This window comes from Paraburkholderia bryophila (genome assembly GCF_013409255.1).
Taxonomy (GTDB): Bacteria; Pseudomonadota; Gammaproteobacteria; order Burkholderiales; family Burkholderiaceae; genus Paraburkholderia.
This window is the reverse complement of the sequence record NZ_JACCAS010000001.1, coordinates 4,042,268-4,065,242: the sequence shown is the minus strand read 5'-3', so window position 1 is coordinate 4,065,242 and position 22,975 is coordinate 4,042,268. Positions and strand designations below refer to the sequence as shown.

The window sequence follows — 22,975 nt, the reverse complement described above, 5'->3', positions numbered from 1 at the left end:
GCGCAAGCTAGCCAGCTAGCTCGCTAACCGGCGAGCTTAGTCCGCCGAACGCGCCGCCTTCGCTTCAGCGCGAGCGCATCCACACGTGTGGAATGTCGTCTTCGTCGTGAATGTCCGACACCGGCGTAAAGCCGAACGCGCTGTAGAAGCCTTGCAGATGCGCTTGCGCATGCAGGCGAATCGGCGTGCCGGGCCACTGCGCGCGGATGTGCTCGAGCGAGCGCTCGAGCATCGCTTTGCCCAGACCGATACCGCGGAACGGCACCGTGGTCAGCACGCGGCCGATGCGGATATCGCTGTCTTCAGCCTCGGGCAGCAGCACACGCAGATAACCCGCCAACGGCGGATAACGCTCTTCGCCGGGACCGAACGCAAACAGGTGCCACGCGTCCAGATCGAGCCCGTCGATGTCGCCATACAGGCAATTCTGCTCGACGACGAACACCGCGCTACGCGCCGCCAGCATCGCATAGACTTCGGCGCTGCTGAGGTCGCTGAACGCTTTCCAGCGCCATTCGAGTTGTGCCCGCCGCGTGGCGGCGGTGTGTTGCGGTTCGGTCATGGAAGCGCTTCGAAAAAGAACCGGCGGCCAGGCGCCGCGGCGACCCACGATTATGCCGCGCGCGGCAGCCCCACGCTATCGCGCGCTCAGATGCGCTGCTGCGCGGCGCGTGCCTTCGACGCCTGTTTGTGGCTATACATCGCCGCATCCGCGGCCGCCAGCAATTCAGCAATCGACGCATGCCGCGCGGGCTCGTACTGAATCTGCCCGACGCTGAAACGGATCTGATAGCCGCGCTTCTCTTCGGCATTGCGCGCGTCCAGCAGATGCTGGAGACGTTGCGTGACTTCGTGCGTTTCGGCGCTGCTCGAATCGGTCAGCAATGCAACGAATTCGTCGCCGCCCAAGCGCCCGATCACGTCGCTCTCACGCAGCGCCGTGCGCAGCACGTCGGCGAACGTGGTCAGTGCGCGATCGCCCTCGGCGTGGCCGTGGGTGTCGTTGATCTGCTTGAAGTCGTTCAGGTCGAAGAACAGCAGCGACGCCGGTTTCTCCAGCCGCTTGCAGACGTTCAGCGCATGTTGCGCGAGCGCTTCGAAACCCCGCCGGTTAGACAGCAGCGTCAGGTCGTCGAGCGTGGCGAGCTGCACGGCGGCCAGTTCCTGCTCCGCCATGCGCGCCAGATCGCGCAGCAGTTCGCGCTCCTCTTCGTCGAGACCGCGCGGCTTGACGTCGATCAGACAGAGCGTGCCGAGCTTGCTGCCGTTGGGCACCGTCAGCGGACAGCCGGCATAGAAACGGATATTCGGGTTGTCGATGACTAGCGGGTTGTCGTGAAAACGCGCGTCGGCCAACGCATCGGGCACCAGCATGATTTCGTCGCCGAGAATCGCGTGACCGCAGAACGAGATGTCGCGCGATGTCTCACTGGCCGTCAGGCCGACGCAGGACTTGAACCATTGGCGGTCGGCGTCGACGAGGCTCACGAGCGCGATCGGCACACCGAACAGCCGCTTGGCGAGCCGCGTCAGGCGGTCGAACCGCTCTTCGGGCGAAGTGTCGAGGATATGCAGCGCACGCAAGGTGTCGAGACGGGCGCTTTCATTGCTGGGCGTCGGTGGGACATGCATGTCGTGTTTCCTATGGCCGTTGGGTTGGCTGCGGTTACTGGCACTCAGTGTATAGCGGCAAACTTCGGGGCAAACCTTTGCGGTCAGGTTTTCAGTGGGATTTAAACCCGGGGGGCGGAGTTCCGCCCCGTTAAGCTCGTAGCGGGGTTGCACGCAGCGTAAAGCCCGTCGTGGTATGACCTGGCATGACCTGGCGCGGTTTTTATCAGGCTCCGTCCAGCACCGGATCGACAGGCCGCGCGAGACATTCGATCAGGTTGCCGGGGCCGCACAGATGCAGCGCGCCGACCACCACCAAGGTGCGCTCCGGTCGCTCGATCAGCGCCGTCAGATGCGCTGCCCACGCGCGATTGCGCGCGTCGAGGATCGCCTCGCGTATGCCAGGCAGATTGAACATCGGCGATTCGACGGCGATCTGTTGCACGGCCGGCAAATCGCCGTTGATCCACGCGGCATGCATCCTCTCGAGCGTGCGCTGCGGTTCGGTGAGATCGGCCATCAGCAGGTCAAGCGCCGCGGCGATCGCGTCGAGCGGAATCGAATCGAGCGACGTCGCCACCTCCTGCGAGGTTTCCAGGTAGCGATACGGTTTGCCTTGGGTCAGCGCCGAGCGCAACAGACGCGGCTCGACGCCTTCAACCACTTGCTGGAACAGCGTCGGCGCGACGATCATCGCAGCCCACGGACGTAGCTCGGCGAGCGGTGCGAGCGGGCCTTCGGTGGGCCAGACGGCGTTGAGCCGCTGCCATGTGTCGTCGACTAGCAGCGGTCGCAGACGATCGGCGCCGGCTTGTGTGGCGGCCTTCAGGAACGGCAGGATGGTCGGCGCGTCGGACTCGAACACGAGCGTTTCGGCCCAGTCGTAGGCCTCGGCGATCCAGGGCGGGGTACGGCGGCTCGTCGCGGGAAAAAGATGCATCGAGCCGAGCAGACGCAGCTGGGTGCCGGTGAGTTGTAGATACATGCAACCTCGGTGTGGACGGTCGATAACGCCGCCGGCGAGCACGCCTCAATCGACGGCGGACAGCGCTGGACGCGCGCGGATGGCGCCGCGCCAGGCGCTCCGGACGGTGGACAGGACAAACAGCAGAAAGACGATCTGCGACAGATACAGGTCGATCCGGATCGGATGATGCAGCGCGAACCACGAATTGTGCGCTACATCCGTTGCGATGACGGCGACGCAGAGTACGAGTCCAGCGACCGGCGCGACGAGCAGCAACAGCGCGGTCAACGGGTCGATGAACAGCAGCGAGGTCCAGTAGACGCGCGTGAGCGGCGCGGCGCCGCCGTAGTCCCACCAGAGACCGTGAGTCAGCGCGACTTGCAGATGCGTCCAGGTGGCGCCGCAAAGGCAGAGCGCGTAGATTACGCGCAGTTGGAGGGAGCGGCGTTGGGGGCCTTGCATGGACGCGCCTGGCAGGTTTCGAAGTAGCGAAGTATCCGCAAAAAAGCCCCGAATGTGAACGGGTTCGCCATCGGATATCGCCCCGCCGCACCGCCCCTCGGGCGGCGAACTCACTCTCCGTTCACGGATGGGCGCCAGCCCAGACGACATCGCCATCCACCGCGTAGAGCCGGCAATCGTGATGGAGCCTGTTGCACGCGTTCAGCGCATAGGCCAGCGGGTCGGCGCCGAGCGAGGCGGCGTCCCAGCCCCCGTCGGGCGAAACGGCAAAGGCACGCGGCCTGCGCATCGCAAGAAATTTCTCATACCCGGCGCGGCCACCCTCGTTCACATAGGGCACCGCCTTTTCGTCTTCGAGGACGGCGAATTGCGTGGGCGGCGGCTCCTTCGTCGGCCGCACCCAAACGATCTCGTTGTCGACCGCGTAAAGCTGGCAATTCCGGCCGCGCTGCTGACAGGCCTTCAACGCCTGAGCTCGTGGATCGAAGCCGCCCGAGTACGACGACGCGGAGCCTTGCCCAATAGCAAACGCGCGCGGCAGCGGCTTGGCCAGGAAACTCCTGTAGTAGTCACTGCCCTGATCGCCGAGATACGGCAACGCCTTCACGTCGTCGAGACTTGCGTAATGACTCGGAGGAGGAAGCGGGCCAGGCATGTACTGCGGATAAATCGGGCTGTTCGGAAGACCGATGCTCGCAAGAAAAGCATCGACCTTCGGCACCCAGATCGACAGCGCCGCGCCGGAGCCCAGCATGTTGTGCGAGTCCGTCTCGAATGGACCGTAGGCGACCAGTTCGGCACGGCCGCCGGCGGCGGTGTATTGCTTGTACATGCCGCGCCAGGTGGCGACGGGAAAGATGCGATCGTTGTCACCAAAAAACCAGATGGAGGGGATGCTGGTCTGAGCGCCAAGCTGACCGGCGGCGTCGATCAGACTTGAATCCTGACTGTCGCAATCCGACTCTCTCATGCCGCCGGCGAAGCTGATCAAGCCTCGCACGTTGGGCACCTTGAGCGCGCCTAGCGCGAGCGTGTTCCATCCACCGAAGCTCTGCCCCGCCACCACGATGCGTGAACCGTCGATACCGGGCTGCTGCCTCATGTAGTCGATGACGGCGCGGATGTCTCGCGCTGCGTCGAGACCGGTCATGACCTCATCGCAGCCGTACTTGCTTAGTGTCCCGCGGGAACCGGCGTAGCCGCGCATCATCGGCATGACGACGGCGTAGCCGCGCGACAGAAAATAGTAAGCAGAGAACGAGATGTGATAACGCGGTTGCTGTGCGGGCGGTTCGCTCGACGTCGACCCGTGGTTCATCACCGCAAGCGGGAAAGGGCCAGGACCGCTCGGCGTGAACACCGTCACCTGCAATGTGTCCGGCCGCTCGGGATCGCCCGGCACACTCAGCACGCGCTCGTTGAGCGGCGCTTCGGGTTCCCTCGACGCATCGGCCGCGTCGTCGGCGAATGCCGCGCGGGTCAGCGTCGAGAGCATCAGCGCCAGCACGAAAAACAGAATTCGCTGTGGTGTCCGTGTCATTTTCTTTCTATTTATCTTGAATAACGGAAACATATGCTTCCAATACCGAGGCAAAAAATTACCCGAAGCTTGCCCCACCTGCAATTCAATTCACCGAATTACTGGATTTACAACAAGTCGTAATGTTTCAAAATATTGTTGAAATAGGCGGGCGAGTTTCCGCGACCCGTCGTGGATTTGAGCTTCGTTCTCGATTCATGGCCGCGGCGCTCTTATCCATCCGCGCCATGGCAATTTTTGCGTTTGCGCTACCGTCGTGTATCACCACGCGAATCCGTATCCGACAAAAAGCTTCTGACGTAAACCTGAACGCAATCCAGATGAAAGTAGGTTTTTTCACGCAGATGAAGCTTCACGAATCGCTGCGGAGCGGTGGCGTCGATCTCAATGGTCAGTGCGTCCTGCCAAGCGCCGAACACCGGCCACGCCGCCTGGTCGGGAGCGAATACCGGCTGGTAGTCGACGCGATCGTTAGACAGCGATACCGCCAGCGAGCGCGCCCGGTCCGGCCCTGCGACCGAGTTGTGAACGACGATCCCTTCGATCCAATAGGCGCTATGCAGGTCGAATTCGATGGCCGGCGCCTCGTCGTGGAAACTTAGGCTGCCGGAAGGTTCGGCGAGGAACGGTTGAGGTTGAAATCCGTAGATACTGCTGACATGGTACGGCAGGCCTGTCGCGATATTGCGCAACCGGCATTCGGATCCGACCGTGACCACGCTAGTCAATGCCGTATCGGCCAGCGCCCGTCGTCCGAGCGACGATGCCGCGCGCAGTTTGTCGGCCGCGGTTGCGAGAAAAGAACCGGCGAGATGGATGCCGTCGTAAAAATGCTCGGCACGCGTTCTTCCAAAGAGGTCGGTCAAGCCGCTGTACAGATCGACATGCGCAATGTTCTGGCACCCGGTCGCGAGGACACCAAGCGTTTCATTGAGAATCCGCGCGGCGTGATTCCGCTACTCCACCGAGCCGACGGTTGGATGGCTTGCGATAAACAGCAGCTTTTCCGGTGGATTCGAAGGCACCGGCCCCAAGTGAAGCATATCGAGTCCCGCGAACATCTTGCTGCGGGAGATACCGACACCCAACAACCGGTCTTCTCCATCCCACACACAGGTATGACTATCGCCGACTGCAAGGATGCGCAGCGTTTGCGCGGCGGAGGAAGGCAGCATTTCAGTGGCGCTGGCCGCCTCGGTCAAGCGGCCGGTCTGATCCAATTCGACTGCTGAACCCACGGATTTCCTGCGCACTTTCTGAGCGATCGAAGACGGCTGTGTACCACTTTCAACAATCCATTACCACACGTGGAAAAAGACGCGCCAAAAAGAAAAGCCCCGACAAGTCGGGGCTTTTCTTTACATCAACTTCTGGAGGCGCGAGCCGGAGTCGAACCGGCCTAAACGGCTTTGCAGGCCGCTGCATAACCGCTTTGCTATCGCGCCGCAAGCGGACTGGAATCTAGCTGCAGATTCGCAGGTTTGTCTGGTGGGCCACCGGCACAACCGGTGAGGCTGAAACCTTCAGCCCATCAAACAAAAAGGGAAGCCTTGCTTCCCCTTATGTATGGAGCGGGAGACGAGGCTCGAACTCGCGACCTCAACCTTGGCAAGGTTGCGCTCTACCAACTGAGCTACTCCCGCATTGAACTGCTTCACAACGCGCTGCATTTCTCACTTCGCCAAACAACGCATTGCTTCAAAAATTTGGAGCGGGAGACGAGGCTCGAACTCGCGACCTCAACCTTGGCAAGGTTGCGCTCTACCAACTGAGCTACTCCCGCTTTGTGCTGCTATTGCCGTGCTACTACATCAATACTGCCTGTAACTGCTCTGCTACTTCCGTTGCTGCCTCGAACTGCGTGCATCGGAGAAACGAGATTATGGAGAATCGACTGAAACGTGTCAACCCCTTTTGCGAATGTCTTTTACTGAACAGATTTCACTCATGCCGCCCCGCCGCGTTCGCGGATCTGAGGCCACGCGAGCTTCATGTAATAGAGCATCGACCAGATGGTCAGGAACGCGGCAAGATAGATCAGCCACAGGCCCCACACGCGCGTATCGACCACCACGCCACCACCGAACGGCAACGGGCCGTAGAACAGCAGCATGGGAATCGCGACCATCTGACACACGGTTTTGAACTTGCCGAGCGAGTTCACCGCCACGCTCTTCGACGCGCCGATCTGCGCCATCCACTCGCGCAGCGCCGAAATCGCGATCTCGCGCCCGACGATCACCAGCGCAATCGCCGAATCGATCCGCGTGAGTTGCACCAGCACCAGCAGCGCCGCGGTCACCATCAGCTTGTCGGCGACCGGATCGAGAAACGCACCGAACGCCGAGGTCTGATTCCACTTGCGCGCCAGGAAGCCGTCGAACCAATCGGTCAGCGCGGCCAGAATGAAGATCGTCGCGGCCGCCAGATTGCGGTGCGCGGGGCTCATCATCATGTCGGGCAAATAGAACACACCGACGACGAGCGGAATCAGGACGATCCGCAGCCAGGTCAGGAAAATCGGGAAATTAAACGGCATGGGCAGGCGCAGCGTCGGGCAAGGGAGATGCAATTGTGCCGTGTCACAAGGCCTGCCACAAGCAAAGCGGCGCACGGGCCATGGCACGGCGCGCCGCCTGGGCGCTGGGTCGCAGCCGGTGAGCGGGCTTGGCCGCGCTACCGTCATCAATGCAATCAGTGCAATTGCCGATAGATCTGCTCGGCGAGCGCCTGCGAAATCCCTTCGACGCTCGCCAGATCCTCGACGCTCGCCGCGACCACGCCACGCAGTCCGCCAAAGCGCGCGAGCAACCGTTGACGCCGCTTCGCGCCGACCCCTTCGAGTTCTTCGAGCCGCGAGGTCTGGCGAGTTTTGGCGCGCTTCGCGCGCATGCCGGTGATCGCGAAACGGTGCGCTTCGTCGCGAATCTGCGCGACCAGCATCAGCGCGGCGCTTTCCTTGCCAAGTTCGAGCGGCGCGCGGTCGTCGGCGAAAATCAGCGTTTCGAGGCCGACCTTGCGTCCTTCGCCCTTCGCGACGCCGACCAGCATGCCGATGTCCAGGCCCAGCTCGGAGAACACCTGGCGCGCGATTTCAACCTGACCCTTGCCGCCGTCGATCAGCACGATGGTCGGCAGAATGCCGCCCGTGGGCGCTGGTTCGGAGGTTTCGGACGCGAGCGTGGGCCCGGTCGTTTCCGGCGCGAGTGCCGGGTCGGAGACCGGCCCAGAGGCAACGCCGTTGGCCGTATCGACCGGCAAATCGACGGCCTCGTCGGTGGCATTGGCGGCGTCGCTCGACGTGTCGCTCGCTACATCATTCGCGACATCACCCGCAGCAGCGCTCTCGCCGGCATTCGCGGCGGCTTGCGCGACCATCTTCTCGTAGCGGCGCGTGAGCACCTGGCGCATGGCCGCGTAGTCGTCGCCGGGGGTGATGCCGGTAATGTTGTAGCGGCGGTACTCGGACGACTGCATCTTGTGATGGTGATACACCACACACGATGCCTGCGTCGCCTCGCCCATCGTATGGCTGATGTCGAAGCATTCGATCCGCAGATGCGCGAGATCGTCGCACTCCATGCCGAGCGTGTCGGTCAGCGCGCGTGTGCGAGCCTGCTGCGAGCCTTGTTCGGAGAGCAGGCGCGCCAGCGCGAGCCGCGCGTTCTGCTCGGCCATTGCGAGCCACGCGCGTCGCTGGCCTTGCGGCTGACGCAGCACGGTGACCTTGTGGCCGGCCTGCTCGATCAGCACGTCGACCAGTTCGCGGTTGGCCGGCGCGTGGCTGACCACCAGCACCGGCGGCACGCGATTGCCGAGGTAATGCTGGGCGATGAACGCCTCGAGGACCTCGGCTTCGATCCCGCCGGACGCGCGGCCTTTGCGCGGTTTCGCGGGTTGTGCTTCGGCGTCAGAGCCGGCGTTCTGGGCGTCGTTGTCTTGTTCGGCGTCGGCGTCGGCGTCTAACGCCGCCTCATCATCGTCTTCCACCGACAGCGCTGCCGCGATCGCGAGCGCATCGCCATCCACGTCGGACGCTTCCGTCTCGCCGCTCACGTTGTCCGCTGCGTCCGAGACAGCGACGCTCATTGCCACGCCCGCCAGCACCGCAACGCCCTCAGCGCCTTCTTCGAGGCCGCCCTCATCCACCGTCAACGCGCTTTCCACATGCGCCGGGAAATACGCCTTGTCGCCGAGATGCCGGCCGCCACGCACCATCGCGAGATTCACGCAGACCCGGCCGCCCAGCGCGACCACCGCGAGAATATCCACGTCGCTATCGCTGCCGACTTCGATCGCCTGCTGATGCAACACCGTCGACAGCGAACTCATCTGGTTGCGCACCGCCGCGGCCTGCTCGAACTTCAGCTCGCTCGCGAACGCATGCATCTTGCCCTCGAGCTCGTTCATCACTTCGCCCTGACGACCGAGCAGAAAGCGCGACGCGTTGGCGACGTCGTGCGCATAGTCTTCTTCGCTGATCGCCGCGACGCACGGCGCGGTGCAACGGCCGATCTGATGCAGCAGGCACGGCCGCGTGCGGTTGTTGAACACCGAGTCTTCGCAGGTGCGCAACTGGAACACGCGCTGCAGGATCTGAATGCTCTCGCGCACCGCCCACGCACTCGGAAACGGCCCGAAGTACTGGTTCTTGCGATCCACCGAGCCACGGTAGTACGCCATGCGCGGAAATTTGTGACCGGTCAGCTTGAGGTACGGATACGACTTGTCGTCGCGAAACAGAATGTTGTAGCGCGGCGCGAGCGCCTTGATCAGGTTGTTCTCGAGCAGCAGCGCCTCGGCCTCGGAACGCGTGACTGTCGTTTCGATCCGCGCGATGCGCGTCACCATCATCGCGATGCGCGGCGACAGCAGCGTCTTCGTGAAGTAGCTCGACACGCGCTTCTTGAGATCGCGCGCCTTGCCCACGTAAAGCACCGCGCCGTGCGTATCGTAATAGCGATACACGCCGGGCAGATGCGGCAGTTGGGCGAGCACTTTTTTCGGCTCGAAGACGTCGGTTGCTTCAGGTTCGGTCATGCAGAATCGGTTGGGTGGGACTGTCTCGCGGGGCCTCGCCTCGCGCCGTGCGCCGGAGCAAAACCGGTGTGCGCAGTCGTGGACGGGTGCTTTAGAATCGCCAGTTTAGAGCATTCCACGCCCGTTCGAACCGGCTGCCGCGAATCCGGTAGCGCGGCGGAAATGCGCCGGGGCGTTGTCTGGCGGCGCCTCGGCAACTCGCCGGTGCAATACTCGGCAAAGCGCCGGGGAACGCGCCACGGCAAAGCGCCAAGTAACGCGCCAAGGCAATTCACCGCAAGCCGCGTCTGCATGCGCCGCGACGTCACCCCACCCTTTTTTGCATCCGCAACCCAGGCCACCATGTCCACCGCTGCGCGCTCTTCCGGACCCGTCGAAGCCCCTTCCACCGCGATCGCCTGCGACATCTTCTGCGCGGTCATCGACAATTTCGGCGACATCGGCGTGTGCTGGCGTCTTGCGCGTCAGCTCGCGAGCGAGCACGGCTGGCAGGTGCGCGTATTCGTCGACGATCTGCATGCGTTCCAGAAACTGTGCCCGTCGCTGGCGCTGGACCGCGCTCGCCAGACGATCGGCGGCATCGTCGTCGAACATTGGCATCAGCCGGCGCATGCGGGTGACACGCTCGACGTCGCCGACGTCGTGATAGAAGCCTTCGCCTGCGAACTGCCGCCGGTCTACGTCGCCGCGATGGCGCGGCGCGAACGCGCGCCGGTATGGTTCAACCTGGAATATCTGAGCGCCGAAGACTGGGTCGCGGATTTTCATTTGCGGCCGTCGCCGCATCCGCGCCATCCGCTGACCAAGACGTTCTTCTTCCCCGGACTCGGACCCGGCACCGGCGGCGTGCTGAAAGAACGGCATCTCGACGCCGCGCGCGCGGCCTTCGAAACCTCGCAGGCGGCACGCGCCGCATGGTGGCAACAGACCGTCGGCCGCGCGCCGCCCTCCGCCGCGGCCACGGTCGTCTCGCTGTTCGCGTACGAAAACCCGGCCGTCGACGGCCTGCTCGAACAATGGCGCGACAACGCCGAGCCGGTTGTGCTGCTGGTGCCGGAAGGCCGCGTCTCGGGCGCGGTCGCACGCTTTTTCGGGCTGCCCGAATTCGCCGCCGGCAAGCACGCCGAACGCGGCAACCTCAGCGCACACGCGCTCGCGTTCACCAGCCAGCCGGGCTACGACGCGCTGCTCTGGGCGAGCGACATCAATTTCGTGCGTGGCGAAGATTCGTTCGTACGGGCCCAATGGGCGGCCAAACCGTTCGTCTGGCATATCTACCCGCAAGCCGACGACGCCCATTTGCCCAAGCTCGACGCCGCGCTCGCCCACTACGCCCGCACGCTGCCCGCCGACGCCCGCGACGCGCTGGCGCGCTTCTGGCACGCGTGGAACGGCGCGGGACAGCCGGACTGGGCGGCGTTCCGGCGCCACCTCCCGGCGCTGAAGCAGCGCGCGGCCGACTGGGCGGTCGAACTGGCCGAAGTAGGCGACCTCGCTGGAAATCTGGCCTTGTTCGCAAAAACTCAGTTAAAATGAGCGGTTATCCAACGGCCGACGACGCAAGCGCGGCCCGATCGCAGCAAAGCAGGTTGCAAGGTAGGTTGCGAATCGGCGCCACTCGTGTACACGCCCGCACAGGGTAAAAGCAAGGTAACGGACGCAAGCATATCGAGGCGGCAGATCATGCAGCCTCCCGCGAATCCTCGCGGCATACTGGCCACGCTTCATGCACTAGCTTCCCGCCGTACCGCTCCCATGCGGCGCGGCACGCAGTGAGAGAAGCGCCGAAGCCGCTTGCGCCGTATGCCGTTGAGCACTAGTTGAAGCTACTCATTTCGTACAGGACAGTTTTATGAAGACCGCACAGGAACTCCGCACCGGCAACGTCGTGATGATCGGCGCAGACGCAATGGTTGTGCAGAAGGCCGAATACAACAAATCGGGCCGCAACTCCGCCGTCGTCAAGATGAAGTTCAAGAACCTGCTGACCGGCGCAGGCATGGAAAGCGTGTACAAGGCCGACGACAAGTTCGACGTCGTCGTGCTGGAACGCAAGGAAGTCACCTACTCGTACTTCGCTGACCCGATGTACGTGTTCATGGACGCCGACTACAACCAGTTCGAAGTCGAAGGCGAAATGATGGGCGACGCCCTCCATTACCTCGAAGACGGCATGGCTTGCGAAGTCGTGTTCTACAACGAGAAGGCGATCTCGGTCGAACTGCCGACTACGCTGGTTCGCGAAATCATCTACACGGAACCGGCCGTCAAGGGCGACACGTCGTCGGGCAAGGTGTTGAAGAACGCCAAGCTGACCACGGGTTTCGAACTGCAAGTGCCGCTCTTCTGCAGCATCGGCGACAAGATCGAAATCGACACGCGTACGCACGAATACCGCAGCCGCGCGTAAGCGCCTGGCCGCCCGTTTGAGTCGCGCGCCGGCGCCCTGCCGGCGTCGTGGAGCAAATGGCAAAAACGACCCGACCGCGCAAGCGATCGGGTCGTTTTTTATTGTGCGGCAACCTGAAGCTCTCCGTTTCCAAATCGCTCCCGCACGAACGATGCGATACGTTGTGCCAGCAGCGCGTGCGTCGCGGTCGTCGGATGCAGCGCGTCCCAGAACAGGAAGCGCGCCGGGTCGTCACAGATCGCGCGTGGGATCTGCGCGCTCAGGTAAGTGAGTGCGGACGGATTCGGAATGTCGAGGCACGAGTGCGTCGTATCGTCGAGTCCGTATTGTTCGGGATGGCGCAGCAAGTCGTCGAAGATCGCATTGGCATCGAATATCTCGAGCTGAAGCGTCGCGCCGTATCGCAGGCGCAACGCCGCTGCCACCTCGACCAGCCTCCGGTTGTAATCCTGAACCTCGGCGGCCACCCGCACTGCGTCGCCACGCGCGACGACGACCGGCGCACGGGATACGTCAGGGAGTGTGACGAGCAAGATGCGCCTCGCATCGGCCGCGGCGAGCTGCTCCAGGCTGTCGCGCATGGCATTCGCCGCCTGTTCGGGCGTGCGGCCGTAACTGACCAGATCGTTGCCGCCGGCGAGCACCGCGAACAGTGTGTTACCCGGTCGATAGTCCGGCGCGAACTTCATATAGTCGCGCCATGACTCGACCTGCTGCACGAGGCCGGGCACGACGAAGTGCTGATTGGTCGCGGCCCCTCCGGCTGACCAGTTATACATCGGCAGGTGCAACACGCCGGCCAGATACTCGGGCCAGACGGGCCCGTTGCTGAAACGTCCCGCATGCCAGCTTGCGCGATTCGGCAGCGTCCACTGGCTTGCATTGAAGGTGTTTTGCGTATCCGACAGGCTGTCGCCGAATACGATCAGCTTGTTGATGCGCGGCTCCTGCCACGCGCTGTCGATACTCCAGATCGTGAAGTTGAACGACAACGTGTTGTTGGCCGCCACCGCCTGCGTGAGTTCCGCCCGGATACCCCGCGCGTTTAGCGTCTTACGGCACACGTCGTTGAGGGTGTCTTGCGTCCTTACGCTGTAGAACATGTTCTTCCATTGCGTCACGCCGTCCGCCCGCCAGAAACCAGGCACCCGATACCAGTCACCGCCGCTCGGATCGAGCGCCCATTCATAGCTCGCGTTGGGCTCGAGCGGATCTGCGCTGCTGCGATACCAGCAGCGCAGATAGGTGTACGTGTCGTTGCCCCGGCGTAAGGCCGACGGGGACTCAACCGGCATGGCGCGCGACTGCGGGACGGGCACAGCAAGGGGACCGGACGGCGATAGCGTCATGTCGCCGGTAGGCGTCGGGAAAGAGACCGGCTCGGCCGCGGCGTTTGCGCCGGCGGCCGCGAACGGCAGTGCGGCACACACGGCCGTGTTGGTGATCCGGCGACCCAGCGATGCGACACATTGGCAAATCATGGACTGCTCCTTCGGTTGTGGCGGATAAATCGATTCAAAGCAACGCGTAGCGGCACGCGCCATTCGTTGCGAAGAGACCGTCAGTCGCGGGACGTCGCCCGGATCACCCGCCATGAAGAAAAATTAGCCTTGCCATGGCGGCTGAATTTAGGCGCTTTTTCTTTTTTGCGCCGCCGTGTATGGTTAGGAAAACTTTACCGGCAGCCTGTCTAAAATTGCCTGGTCGAGACGCGAATTGACTCAGCTTGCATCCGACAAATCCTTGATAAAGCTGAGCAAACGCCTTTGGCACAGTCCCTGCTTATCTTCGAGAGAGGCCAGTACGACTTTATTTTCTTCAACTCCGGAGAGGCGACATGAATAACGACATCGCTGAAGGCAAGTGGAAGCAGATGCTGGGCAAAGCCAAGACCGCATGGGGCGAATTGACGGACGACGAATTGACCAAGGCCGAAGGCCGTGCCGACAAACTCGCCGGGCTGATCCAGGAACGTTACGGCAAGACGCGTGAACAGGCGGAATTGGAAGTGCGCCGTTTCTTCGACAGTAATCGGCATTTTTGACAGGCCGAGTGAAGGAAGTACAGGCGGTCTATCGACGCGCATCCGCGTCGAAACAGGCCGGCTCAGATCAAACCAAGGACCAGAACTACGTGAGTCGAATGTGAGTGGAATCGCCGCCCCATTCGACCGGCAGTACCGGCCAGCTATCGCGCCCATGCTGCGCGCCCGTATCCCGGCGCGATGCATCGGTATTCCATCCATTTAAAAATTGCGCTCGCCATGCCACACGCCCTGATTGTTGAAGACGATCCCAATAGCCTGTCAGGCCTGTCCGCCATCCTCGCGGCCGACGGCTTTTCCGTCGACACCGCGACCACCATCGCCGAAGCGCGGGCGGCGTTGACACGCTTCATTCCCGATGTCGTGCTGGTCGACCTGAATCTGCCGGACGGCAGCGGGCTCGACGTGTTGCAGCATCTGCCCGCGCATCCGCCCGGCGGCGCGTTGCCGGTGATCGTGATGACCGGCAACGCGACGGTGGAAAGCGCGATCGAAGGTTTGCGGCACGGCATCTGGGACTATCTGCTCAAGCCGGTCAACATTCCGCGCTTGCGCAGCCTGCTGGCGCGGATTCCGCGGCCCTACGAGTTGACCGAAGAGGTCCAGACGCTGCGCGCTTCGCTGCGGCAGCTCGGCCGTTTCGGCGCGATGCTCGGTCGCAGCGGGGCGATCCAGCACGTGTACGACACGATCGAACATATCGCCCCGACCGAGGCCGCTGTGCTGATTTCCGGCGAAGCCGGCACCGGCAAGCAGGTCGCGGCGCGCACGATGCACGACATGAGCCGGCGCCGCAAAGGCCCGTTCATCACGTTCGATTGCCGGACCGCGGCCAGCGCGGCGGCGCATCGCTCGCTGGATAGCGTGTTGTTCGGTCATGAGCGCGGTGCATTCAACGGCGCGGAGCAGCGGGAGCCGGGCCTGTTCGAACAGGCGAGCGGCGGCACGCTGTTCATCGACGAAATTGCTGAATTGCCGCGCGCCCAGCAGGAAGCGCTGCTGCGCGCGCTCGACTCGCAGACCTTCATGCGGGTCGGCGGTACGCATCAGGTCGTGACGGATTTCCGGCTGATCGCCTCGACGCGCAAAGCGCCGCGCGCAGCGGTGGCCGACGGCAGCCTGCACGAAGACCTGGCGCTGCGTCTCGAAGCCGCGGCCGTCACCCTGCCGCCGCTGCGGGAGCGCGGCGAAGATCCGGCGCTGATCGCTCAGGCGATCGTCGACGAACTGAACCACGAAGCGGCCGCACGCGGGACGGCGGAAGCCGCCAAGCAGGTCGGGCCGAACTTCATCCGCGAATGTCTCGCGTACGAATGGCCGGGCAACGTGCGTGAGTTGCAGGAACGGGCGCGGCGCGCGTATCACGCGTCGGGCGACGTGGTGGAATCGCTGCGCGCCGACGAAGCCGGCTCGGCCAATGGCCGCGATCTGAACGGCAGCCGCGTGCAGGTGACCGTCGGCACACCGCTCGCGGACGTCGAGGAAATGCTGATTCGCGCGACACTCGATGCGGTCGGCGGGACGCGGCACCGTGCGGCGTCGCTGCTGGGGATCAGTCCGAAGACGCTGTACAACAAGTTGCAGCGGATGCGGTTGAATTGAGGTTTGGGTTGGGCGACGCGCGAGGCGGTCGTTGCCTGCTGCGCGTTTCACGTTTCAGGCCGCCGAGGTTCATGAAAAAACGGCGCCTTCAATTGAAGGCGCCGCAGACTGCTGACCAACCCCACGTTTTTCGGAGCGTGGGGTTTTGTTTTTCAGGCAAAGCAAATCTGGCAGTGAAGCACGACGTGGCGGTTGAAACGGGCCAGAAGTGCAGCGATGAGCCACTGCAGGCGATTGCCGGGCCGCTGGCGCACGCATAAACACGCCCGCAGGCGTGCCACCAGCAGCGCGATCTTCTTGATGTTCTGCGCCGCAGCGCCGAGCAGGCACTGCTCGGCCACCTTGCGCAGCCCGCGCATCCTCGCGTAGCGATGCCCATGCAGCTGCTTGGCATCCGCGAAGCTGCGCTCCACCGTTTCCTTGCGCCGTTTGTAGATCGCCTTGCCCCAGTCGGTCAGGCGACGCGCATCGACGCGCTCCTTCGCGCGCTCCCATACGTGCCGGATGACCACCTTCACATGGTTTGCGCTCGTCGTGCATTGGCCGCGCGCCTCACAGGTGCCGCAGCGCGACGGATCGGACCTGAACTCCTGATAGCCCGCGCGGTTTGTCGTGCTGTAGCGCAGTACCTGCCCGCGTGGGCACGTGTATTCCTCGCGATACCGGCTGTATCTGAACTCGCGTTTGTAGAAGAACCCGGGCTTGTGATTCGGCGTGCGGTAGCCCATCACGCCCTCAATGCCGCGATCCTCCAGCCCCTGGCAGATTGCCGGCGTGAAGTAGCCCGCATCCAGCCCCACCGCCTGCACCTGGAAGCCAAAGCGTTCGCGCTGCCGGTCCAGCCGCGCCAGATACGGCTGGCTGTCGTGCACCGAGGCGGGTGTCACATGCGTGTCGGTGACGATTGAATAGCGCGCATCGACCGTGCGGTGATCCAGGTAGAAGAAGCCCGTGGGCTTGTCGTCGCGCACCATGTAGCCGCTGTCCGGGTCGGTGCGGCTGACCTTCGTTTCCTTGCGCTCCGGTGTGGCAGCCGACCTCGAGCCCTCATCGTCGTCGGGGCCTTTGCGTTCGTCGCGCCGCAGCGGCTTCTTATCGTGCGCTGCCCGGTCCGCATCGACCGCAGCGTCCAGCGCCGCCAGATAAGCCGAAGGCGCCTGTTCGAGCTGCACCAGATCAAACTTGCGCTTGTTGGCGTTCGCCTTCAGGTGGGTGCTGTCGGTGTAGAGCACCCGTCCCTCGACCATGCCGCGCCCGATCGCCTGCTGCACGATTGCGTCGAAGATCTCCTGGTAGACCGTCGTGTCGGTGAAGCGCCGTCGCCGGTTCTGCGAGAACGTCGAGGCGTCAGGCACCCGGTCCGTGAGCCGAAAGCGTGCAAACCACCGGTAGGCCACGTTGACCTGCACCTCGCGCATGAGCTGGCGCTCACTGCGTACCCCGAACAGGTAGCCGATGAACAGCAATTTGAACATCACCACCGGATCGAGCGCTGGGCGCCCGTTGTCCGCGCAATACAGGTGCGCCACCTTCTCACGGATGAATTCGAAATCCACCGCCGCGTCGATCTGGCGCAGCAGGTGGTCCTTCGGCACGAGTTCCTCGAGCGTCACCATCTCGAGTTCGTGCTGCATGGGCGTCGGTGTCTTCAGCATGCCCCAATTAAACGACAAAGCCCGACGCAAGGCCAGGCTTTGGGGGTACTTTGTCAGCAGTCTGCGGCGCCTTCAATTGAAGGCGCCGTTTTCTTTATCGCGCTGCTAATGCTCAGGCAGTCGATGCCCCGCGCGAACCGACCTCAAGCCGATCCGGCAAACGCACTGCGCAACAACGCCTGCGCTTGCAGATACTGCGGCTCGGCGACCAGCTTGCTCCACTTCAGCGCCTTGCCGCGCGGCCGCATGCGCTTCAGGCGCTGCTGCGATTCCTTCGCCGGCGTGAAGCGCAGCGCGTCCAGCACCTTCTCCGCTTCATCGGGCTGATTGCAGATCAGCACCATGTCGCAACCGGCCTGCAATGCGGCCGTGGCGCCTTCGGTCAGCGTGCCGCCCTGGCGCGCGGCTTCCATCGACAGATCGTCGCTGAAAATCGCGCCCTCGAAGCGCAGCTTGTTACGCAGAATATCCTGCAGCCACACGCGAGAAAACCCCGCCGGCTTTGAATCGACCTGCGGATACACCACGTGCGCGGGCAGCACCGATCCCAGCGACAAATCGAGCCAGTCGTACGGCGCCACGTCGTCGCGCAGGATGTCTTCGAGCGAACGGTCGTCGACCGGCATCGCGACGTGCGAATCCGCTTGCGCGAAACCGTGCCCCGGAAAATGCTTGCCGCAATTGCTCATGCCGGCGAGCGCGAGGCCGTGGTTGAGGCTCTTGGCCAGCAGCGTCACCACGCGCGGATCGCGATGAAACGAGCGATCGCCGATCACCTGCGACTGCCCGTAGTTCAGATCGAGCACGGGCGTGAAGCTCATGTCGATGTCGCACGCACGCAGCTCCGCCGCGAGGATATAACCGACTGCGGTCGTGACCTTGGTGGCATGCAGCACGTCGCTGTCCCACAACGTGCCGAGCTTGCCCATCGACGGCAATACGGTGAAGCCGTCGGTGCGAAAGCGCTGGACGCGGCCGCCTTCGTGGTCGACGGCGATCAGCAGATCCGGGCTCACGTCGCGGATCGCGGCGGTCAGCGCGAGCAACTGCGCGCGGCTCTCGTAGTGGCGCGCGAACAGGATCACGCCACCTGTCATCGGATGGGCAAGGCGGCGCTTGTCGTCGTCGTTCAGCGTTTTGCCGACCACGTCGAGCATCACCGGTCCGGGAGTGGTTTTCATCGAATTCCGCTAGAAAAAAGCTTGAGACAAAGAGAGACGCGGCCCATGCAGGCCGCGTTCAAAGTAATTTTTATTCGTCGGTGGCGGGAGCGTGCGGAGCGTCCGGCGTTGGGGTCGACGGGGGCGGTTGGGTTTGAGTTGGCGGTTGGGTTTGAGTTGGCGGTTGGGTTTGAGTTGGCGGTTGCGGTTGCGTCTGCACTTGCGTTTGAGCAGCCGGTGCCGCTTGCGTTTCCGTTTGCATCGTCCCGCTCTCCTGCCCGGTTTCCGCAATCACGAACGACACCGCGTAATCCCGCTCGTCGCTGATCGTCACGCGCGCCGTGATGCCGCGCGCGTCGAGCCATTCGGCCAGCTCGCCGGAGGCCACCACCATCGGCTCGCCGCTCGGCTTGTTGAGCGTTTGCAGCGCACGCCAGGTCATCGGCCAACGCATACCCAGGCCAATCGCTTTCGAGAACGCTTCTTTCGCCGAGAACCGCGTGGCGAGAAACGCGAGACCGCGCGCCGCCGACCGGGCCTGACGCGCGTGATAAACGCGCAGTTCGTCCGGCCCCAGCACCTTCTCGGCAAAGCGGCCGTTGGTGCGCGTCATGACCGCAGCCACGCGGCTAACCTGAACGATATCCGTGCCGATGCCGTAGATCGTCATGTGCGGTGCCGTCGCCGAATCTGCCGCATTACGCGCGCGCGCCGAGACGCGCGGCGACCATGATCGCCTTCATCTCGCGCACCGCGTTGTCCCAGCCGGCGAAGATCGCATGCGCCACGATCGAGTGGCCGATATTCAATTCGTCGATGCCTTCGATCGCCGCGATCTGTTGCACGTTCGTGTAGTGCAGGCCGTGGCCCGCGTTCACCTTGATGCCGAGCGTCGCGCCGAATTCCACCGCGCGAACCACGCGCTCGAATTCGCGCTGCTGTTCGGCGGGATCGTGCGCTTCCGCGTAACGGCCGGTGTGCAGTTCGATCACCGGCGCGCCGGCTTCGTGCGCCGCGCGAATCTGCGTTTCGTCCGGGTCGATGAAGAGCGACACCCGCGAGTTCACTTCCGCGAGCTGCTTGCACGCGGCACGCACCGCTTCGAACTGGCCGGCGACGTCGAGGCCGCCTTCCGTGGTCAGTTCCTCGCGCTTTTCGGGCACGAGGCAGGTGTCGTGCGGCTGCACTTCACAGGCGATGTCGAGCATCTCCTGGGTGACCGCGCATTCGAGGTTCATGCGCGTTTTCAGCAGCGGACGCAGCTTGCGCACGTCGGCGTCGACGATATGGCGGCGGTCTTCACGCAGATGCAGCGTGATGACGTCGGCGCCCGCCTCTTCGGCCATCAACGCGGCACGGATCGGATCGGGATAGGACGTGCCGCGCGCGTTGCGCAGCGTGGCGACGTGATCGATATTCACGCCCAGGTCAATGACGTTCGGCGACGTAAGAAAGAAGCTCATAAGTTCTGCAAGTCGATCAGGATCTGGCGCGTCGCGAGCGGCGTGCCGCCAAGGTAAGTGTTGAGCAGAAAGCGCATCAGCGTTTTGCTTTGCGCCACGGTCTGCGCACGATGGTAATCGTCCTGCTCCATGTCGAGCAAGGTCTGCCCTGAAACCACGGGCCACTGCGCGGGCAGATCGTCGGAGGCTTCGCGCACGCCGCGCTCCGGATCGAACACGTAGCGGCCTTCGGCCACCACGGCTTTACGCGCGACGGTGCGATTCAGCGCCATCGCGTAACCGGTTTCGCGCAGCAGCACGCGCTCGAACGAACGCAGCACCTGCACGGGCGGTTCGTCGTGCGCGAGACGCGTCATGGTGACAACGTAGTGATGGAACAGTTGCGGATGCGGGTCTTCGCGCGCGCAGAACTTGACCAGCAGTTCGTTGACGTAGAAGCCGCACAGCAGCGCGCCGCCGCACAACGGCAACATGCCGCCGACCCACTCGGCGCCGGTCAGCGTGCGCACTTCGGATTTGCCGGACCACGACAGCGCGAGCGGCTGAAACGTCTGCAAGACGCCGCGCAACGCCGAGTGCGGACGCTTCGCGCCCTTCGCGACCAGCGCGAGACGGCCGTGATCGCGCGACAGCACGTCGATGATCAGACTGGTCTCGCTGTACGGATAGCTATGTAGAACGAAGGCGGGTTGTTCCGAGATCCGGTAGTCGGATGCGGAGGTGCGCGGCGCACGGCGCGCCGGCGAAGAGCTCGCCGCCTTGTGCGGTTCGCCCTCGCTGCCCTGGCTGCTTTTACTGGAAGATTTTCTGGTGCTACGCGCGGGCCTCGCGGGCTCGCGTGCGGGTGCGGCCGGCTCCGAATCGTCCGGCTCGCCCGCGGAATTCAGCGTCATCCACGCGTCATTCGTACCCATACGCGCGAAGTCCGGCTTCGTTGTCGGCCCAGCCGCTCTTCACCTTGATGAAGGTTTCCAGATACACCGGGCCGTCGAACAACCGTTCCATGTCGAGGCGCGCTTCGGTGCTGATCTGCTTCAGCTTCGCGCCCTTCTGGCCGATGATCATGGCCTTGTGCGTATCGCGGTCGACCATGATGGTCGCGAAGATGCGGCGCAGACGGCCTTCGGTTTCAAACTTCTCGATCAGCACGGTGCTGGTGTACGGCAACTCGTCGCCGGTCCAGCGGAACACTTTTTCACGCAGGATTTCGGCCGCGAGGAAGCGCTCGCTGCGATCGGTCAGGTCGTCTTCGCCATAGATCGGCTGGCCTTCCGGCAGGAACGGTTTGACCGTCGCCATCAGACGCTTGACGTCGTCGACGTGCTTGGCCGACAGCGGCACGATCTCGGCGAACTTGTGCAGCGCGCTGATCTCCTGCATGAACGGGAACAGCGAGGCTTTATCGGACACGCGATCGAGCTTGTTCGCGATCAGCAGCGTCGGCACCGACGGCGGGATCAGGTCGAGCACCTTCTGGTCGTCGGGACCGAAACGGCCGGCTTCGATCACGAACAGGATCGCATCCACCGAGGTCAGCGTGGACGTCACCGCGCGATTCAGCGAACGGTTCAGGGCGCCGCTGTGCTTGGTCTGGAAACCGGGCGTGTCGACGAAAATGTACTGCGCATCGTCCAGCGTATGAATGCCTGTGATGCGATGGCGCGTGGTCTGCGCCTTGCGTGACGTGATACTGACTTTCTGGCCGACCAGCGCGTTCATCAGCGTGGATTTACCGACGTTCGGACGGCCGACGATCGCGACCATGCCGCAACGAAAACCAGTGGGTGTGGGAGCGTTCATATTCAGGCTACGGCTAGTTCAGATCGGCGCGCGGGATCGGCGCGCCGACGGCAATCAATGGCCCGCATCGGCGACGCGGGTATGCACCGCGTCGGCTACGCCGGGTTCGTGTTCGGTAGATGCCGGTGCGCTCGGAGTGGCGGCGGCTGCACCGGGTGTAGCTGAGTGGGCCGGGGCTTGGGCTTTATCCGCCCGTTCCGCTTTATCCGCTTTGTCGGCTTTGTCGGCGCGTTCAGTCCGGTCCTGCCCGCTGTATTCGACGTGCGAGGCACGAATCACTGCGAGAGGCGCGGCCGCAACGGTCGACGCTGCCCGTTCCGCGGCGGATTCCGCTGCGAACGCCGCACGAATCTCGCCTCGACCGAGGCCGCGTTCACTCTTACGGTCCGGACTGCGCAAATCCAGCGCGGCCTGCACGCCGGTCACGCCAGGCACGATCTCCGGCTCAGCGTTCTTTGCCGCGCGAGCGCTCTTCGAGCGCTTCGGCTTGGCGACCACAGCCGGCGCCGCGGCCATCACTTCGTCAAGCGCCTTCTTGGCCGCCGCCTGCTCGGCCGCGCGGCGGCTCGCGCCGGAACCGGACACCTTCACGTCCAGCTTGGGCACCGTACATTCGACTTCGAATTGCTGATTGTGCGCCGCACCATGCGTTGCGACCACCGTGTAGGTGGGCAGTGCGATCTTGTGACCTTGCAGGTACTCCTGCAGCAGCGTTTTGGAATCTTTGCCGAGCGTGCGCGGGTCGATGTGATCCAGAATCGGCACGTAAAGGCGCTTGATGACCGTCTGGGCGGCGTCAAAGCCACCGTCGAGGAACACCGCCCCCAGCACTGCTTCGAGCGTGTCAGCGAGGATCGAGGGCCGGCGGAAGCCGCCGCTGCGCAACTCGCCTTCGCCCAGCCGGAGGCCTTCGGAGATATTCAGGGCCTGAGCAATTTCGTAAAGCGACTGCTGTTTGACCAGATTGGCACGAACGCGCGACAGATCGCCTTCGTCCAATTTGCTGAAACGTTGGAACAAAAGCGCAGCCACCGCGCAATTTAGGACGGAATCGCCGAGAAACTCGAGCCGTTCGTTATGCGTGGAGCTATGACTGCGGTGCGTTAAAGCCTGGCGCAACAATTCCGCATTGCGAAATTCGTAGCGCAGACGGCTTTCCAACGGAGATAGGGGCATGGGCAGAGTATAACGCGGGCGCCAGACCCGGCGAAAACGCGGGGC

At 63.5% G+C, this 22,975-nt stretch carries 20 protein-coding genes, 3 tRNA genes and 1 pseudogene; 4 read left to right on the top strand and 20 right to left on the bottom strand.

Annotated features, from left to right (window positions below):
• Positions 1–64: 64 nt before the first annotated feature.
• The 12 genes from GGD40_RS18275 to uvrC form a co-directional block, all read right to left on the bottom strand.
• Positions 65–562, bottom strand: a complete 498-nt coding sequence (locus GGD40_RS18275; protein ID WP_179744455.1) for a GNAT family N-acetyltransferase — start codon at positions 560–562, stop codon at positions 65–67.
• An 86-nt stretch (positions 563–648) separates the two neighbouring features.
• Positions 649–1,632, bottom strand: a complete 984-nt coding sequence (locus tag GGD40_RS18270; RefSeq protein WP_179703541.1) for a sensor domain-containing diguanylate cyclase — start codon at positions 1,630–1,632, stop codon at positions 649–651.
• A 205-nt stretch (positions 1,633–1,837) separates the two neighbouring features.
• Complete coding sequence (locus GGD40_RS18265) at positions 1,838–2,596, bottom strand: TraB/GumN family protein (RefSeq protein ID WP_179744454.1); 759 nt, start codon at positions 2,594–2,596, stop codon at positions 1,838–1,840.
• Positions 2,597–2,641: 45 nt separating this feature from the next.
• A complete protein-coding gene (locus GGD40_RS18260) occupies positions 2,642–3,040 on the bottom strand; it encodes a hypothetical protein (RefSeq protein ID WP_179744453.1) in 399 nt (132 codons plus the stop codon).
• Between the two features lie 121 nt (positions 3,041–3,161).
• Positions 3,162–4,580, bottom strand: a complete 1,419-nt coding sequence (locus GGD40_RS18255) for a dienelactone hydrolase family protein (protein ID WP_179703538.1) — start codon at positions 4,578–4,580, stop codon at positions 3,162–3,164.
• A gap of 248 nt (positions 4,581–4,828) precedes the next feature.
• Positions 4,829–5,446 carry a hypothetical protein gene (locus tag GGD40_RS18250; RefSeq protein WP_179744452.1) on the bottom strand — a complete coding sequence of 206 codons (618 nt, stop codon included), beginning with the start codon at positions 5,444–5,446 and terminating at the stop codon, positions 4,829–4,831.
• A gap of 90 nt (positions 5,447–5,536) precedes the next feature.
• On the bottom strand, positions 5,537–5,818 hold the full coding sequence (locus tag GGD40_RS18245; protein ID WP_179703536.1) for a hypothetical protein: 282 nt from the start codon (positions 5,816–5,818) through the stop codon (positions 5,537–5,539).
• A 133-nt stretch (positions 5,819–5,951) separates the two neighbouring features.
• Positions 5,952–6,025, bottom strand: a tRNA-Cys gene (locus tag GGD40_RS18240).
• A 122-nt stretch (positions 6,026–6,147) separates the two neighbouring features.
• Positions 6,148–6,223 (bottom strand) — tRNA-Gly (locus GGD40_RS18235).
• Positions 6,224–6,287: 64 nt separating this feature from the next.
• Positions 6,288–6,363, bottom strand: a tRNA-Gly gene (locus tag GGD40_RS18230).
• Between the two features lie 162 nt (positions 6,364–6,525).
• Positions 6,526–7,119 (bottom strand): CDP-diacylglycerol--glycerol-3-phosphate 3-phosphatidyltransferase, encoded by a 594-nt coding sequence (gene pgsA, locus GGD40_RS18225; RefSeq protein ID WP_111929797.1) that lies wholly within the window; start codon positions 7,117–7,119, stop codon positions 6,526–6,528.
• Between the two features lie 155 nt (positions 7,120–7,274).
• Complete coding sequence (gene uvrC, locus GGD40_RS18220; protein ID WP_179744451.1) at positions 7,275–9,620, bottom strand: excinuclease ABC subunit UvrC; 2,346 nt, start codon at positions 9,618–9,620, stop codon at positions 7,275–7,277.
• Positions 9,621–9,962: 342 nt separating this feature from the next.
• Between uvrC and earP the strand changes: the two genes are divergently transcribed.
• On the top strand, positions 9,963–11,156 hold the full coding sequence (earP, locus tag GGD40_RS18215) for an elongation factor P maturation arginine rhamnosyltransferase EarP (RefSeq protein WP_179744450.1): 1,194 nt from the start codon (positions 9,963–9,965) through the stop codon (positions 11,154–11,156).
• 316 nt (positions 11,157–11,472) lie between these two features.
• Entirely contained in the window at positions 11,473–12,030 is a 558-nt protein-coding gene (efp, locus tag GGD40_RS18210) for an elongation factor P (protein WP_035547317.1), read from the top strand.
• A 98-nt stretch (positions 12,031–12,128) separates the two neighbouring features.
• On the opposite strand, the gene GGD40_RS18205 is transcribed toward efp, so the two are convergent.
• On the bottom strand, positions 12,129–13,511 hold the full coding sequence (locus GGD40_RS18205; protein WP_179744449.1) for an SGNH/GDSL hydrolase family protein: 1,383 nt from the start codon (positions 13,509–13,511) through the stop codon (positions 12,129–12,131).
• A 356-nt stretch (positions 13,512–13,867) separates the two neighbouring features.
• Here GGD40_RS18205 and GGD40_RS18200 point away from each other — a divergent pair, with 356 nt between their 5' ends.
• Together GGD40_RS18200 and GGD40_RS18195 are read left to right on the top strand one after the other, a co-directional pair.
• The gene (locus GGD40_RS18200; protein WP_035547320.1) at positions 13,868–14,074 is read left to right on the top strand and encodes a CsbD family protein; all 207 of its coding nucleotides are present in this window, start codon (positions 13,868–13,870) and stop codon (positions 14,072–14,074) included.
• A 219-nt stretch (positions 14,075–14,293) separates the two neighbouring features.
• Positions 14,294–15,676: a sigma-54-dependent transcriptional regulator gene (locus GGD40_RS18195; protein WP_179744448.1), complete on the top strand. Its 1,383-nt coding sequence runs from the start codon at positions 14,294–14,296 to the stop codon at positions 15,674–15,676.
• A 152-nt stretch (positions 15,677–15,828) separates the two neighbouring features.
• Here the strand turns inward: GGD40_RS18195 and GGD40_RS18190 are convergent, their stop codons facing one another.
• The 7 genes and pseudogenes from GGD40_RS18190 to rnc all read right to left on the bottom strand — a co-directional run bounded on the left by GGD40_RS18190 (position 15,829) and on the right by rnc (position 22,930).
• Positions 15,829–17,331, bottom strand: coding sequence for an IS1182 family transposase (locus tag GGD40_RS18190; protein ID WP_179707906.1), 1,503 nt, complete (start codon positions 17,329–17,331; stop codon positions 15,829–15,831).
• Between the two features lie 143 nt (positions 17,332–17,474).
• Positions 17,475–18,512 carry a beta-N-acetylhexosaminidase gene (gene nagZ / locus GGD40_RS18185; protein WP_179744447.1) on the bottom strand — a complete coding sequence of 346 codons (1,038 nt, stop codon included), beginning with the start codon at positions 18,510–18,512 and terminating at the stop codon, positions 17,475–17,477.
• A 235-nt stretch (positions 18,513–18,747) separates the two neighbouring features.
• Positions 18,748–19,161, bottom strand: a pseudogene (acpS, locus tag GGD40_RS18180) (holo-ACP synthase); the annotation flags it as partial.
• Between the two features lie 28 nt (positions 19,162–19,189).
• Positions 19,190–19,954: a pyridoxine 5'-phosphate synthase gene (gene pdxJ / locus GGD40_RS18175; protein ID WP_179703530.1), complete on the bottom strand. Its 765-nt coding sequence runs from the start codon at positions 19,952–19,954 to the stop codon at positions 19,190–19,192.
• Positions 19,951–20,868, bottom strand: a complete 918-nt coding sequence (gene recO, locus GGD40_RS18170; RefSeq protein ID WP_179744446.1) for a DNA repair protein RecO — start codon at positions 20,866–20,868, stop codon at positions 19,951–19,953. Before recO ends, pdxJ begins: the two co-directional genes overlap by 4 nt.
• Positions 20,855–21,754, bottom strand: coding sequence for a GTPase Era (era, locus tag GGD40_RS18165; protein ID WP_179703528.1), 900 nt, complete (start codon positions 21,752–21,754; stop codon positions 20,855–20,857). Before era ends, recO begins: the two co-directional genes overlap by 14 nt.
• A 54-nt stretch (positions 21,755–21,808) precedes the next feature.
• Entirely contained in the window at positions 21,809–22,930 is a 1,122-nt protein-coding gene (rnc, locus tag GGD40_RS18160; protein ID WP_179744445.1) for a ribonuclease III, read from the bottom strand.
• Between the last annotated feature and the right edge of the window lie 45 nt (positions 22,931–22,975).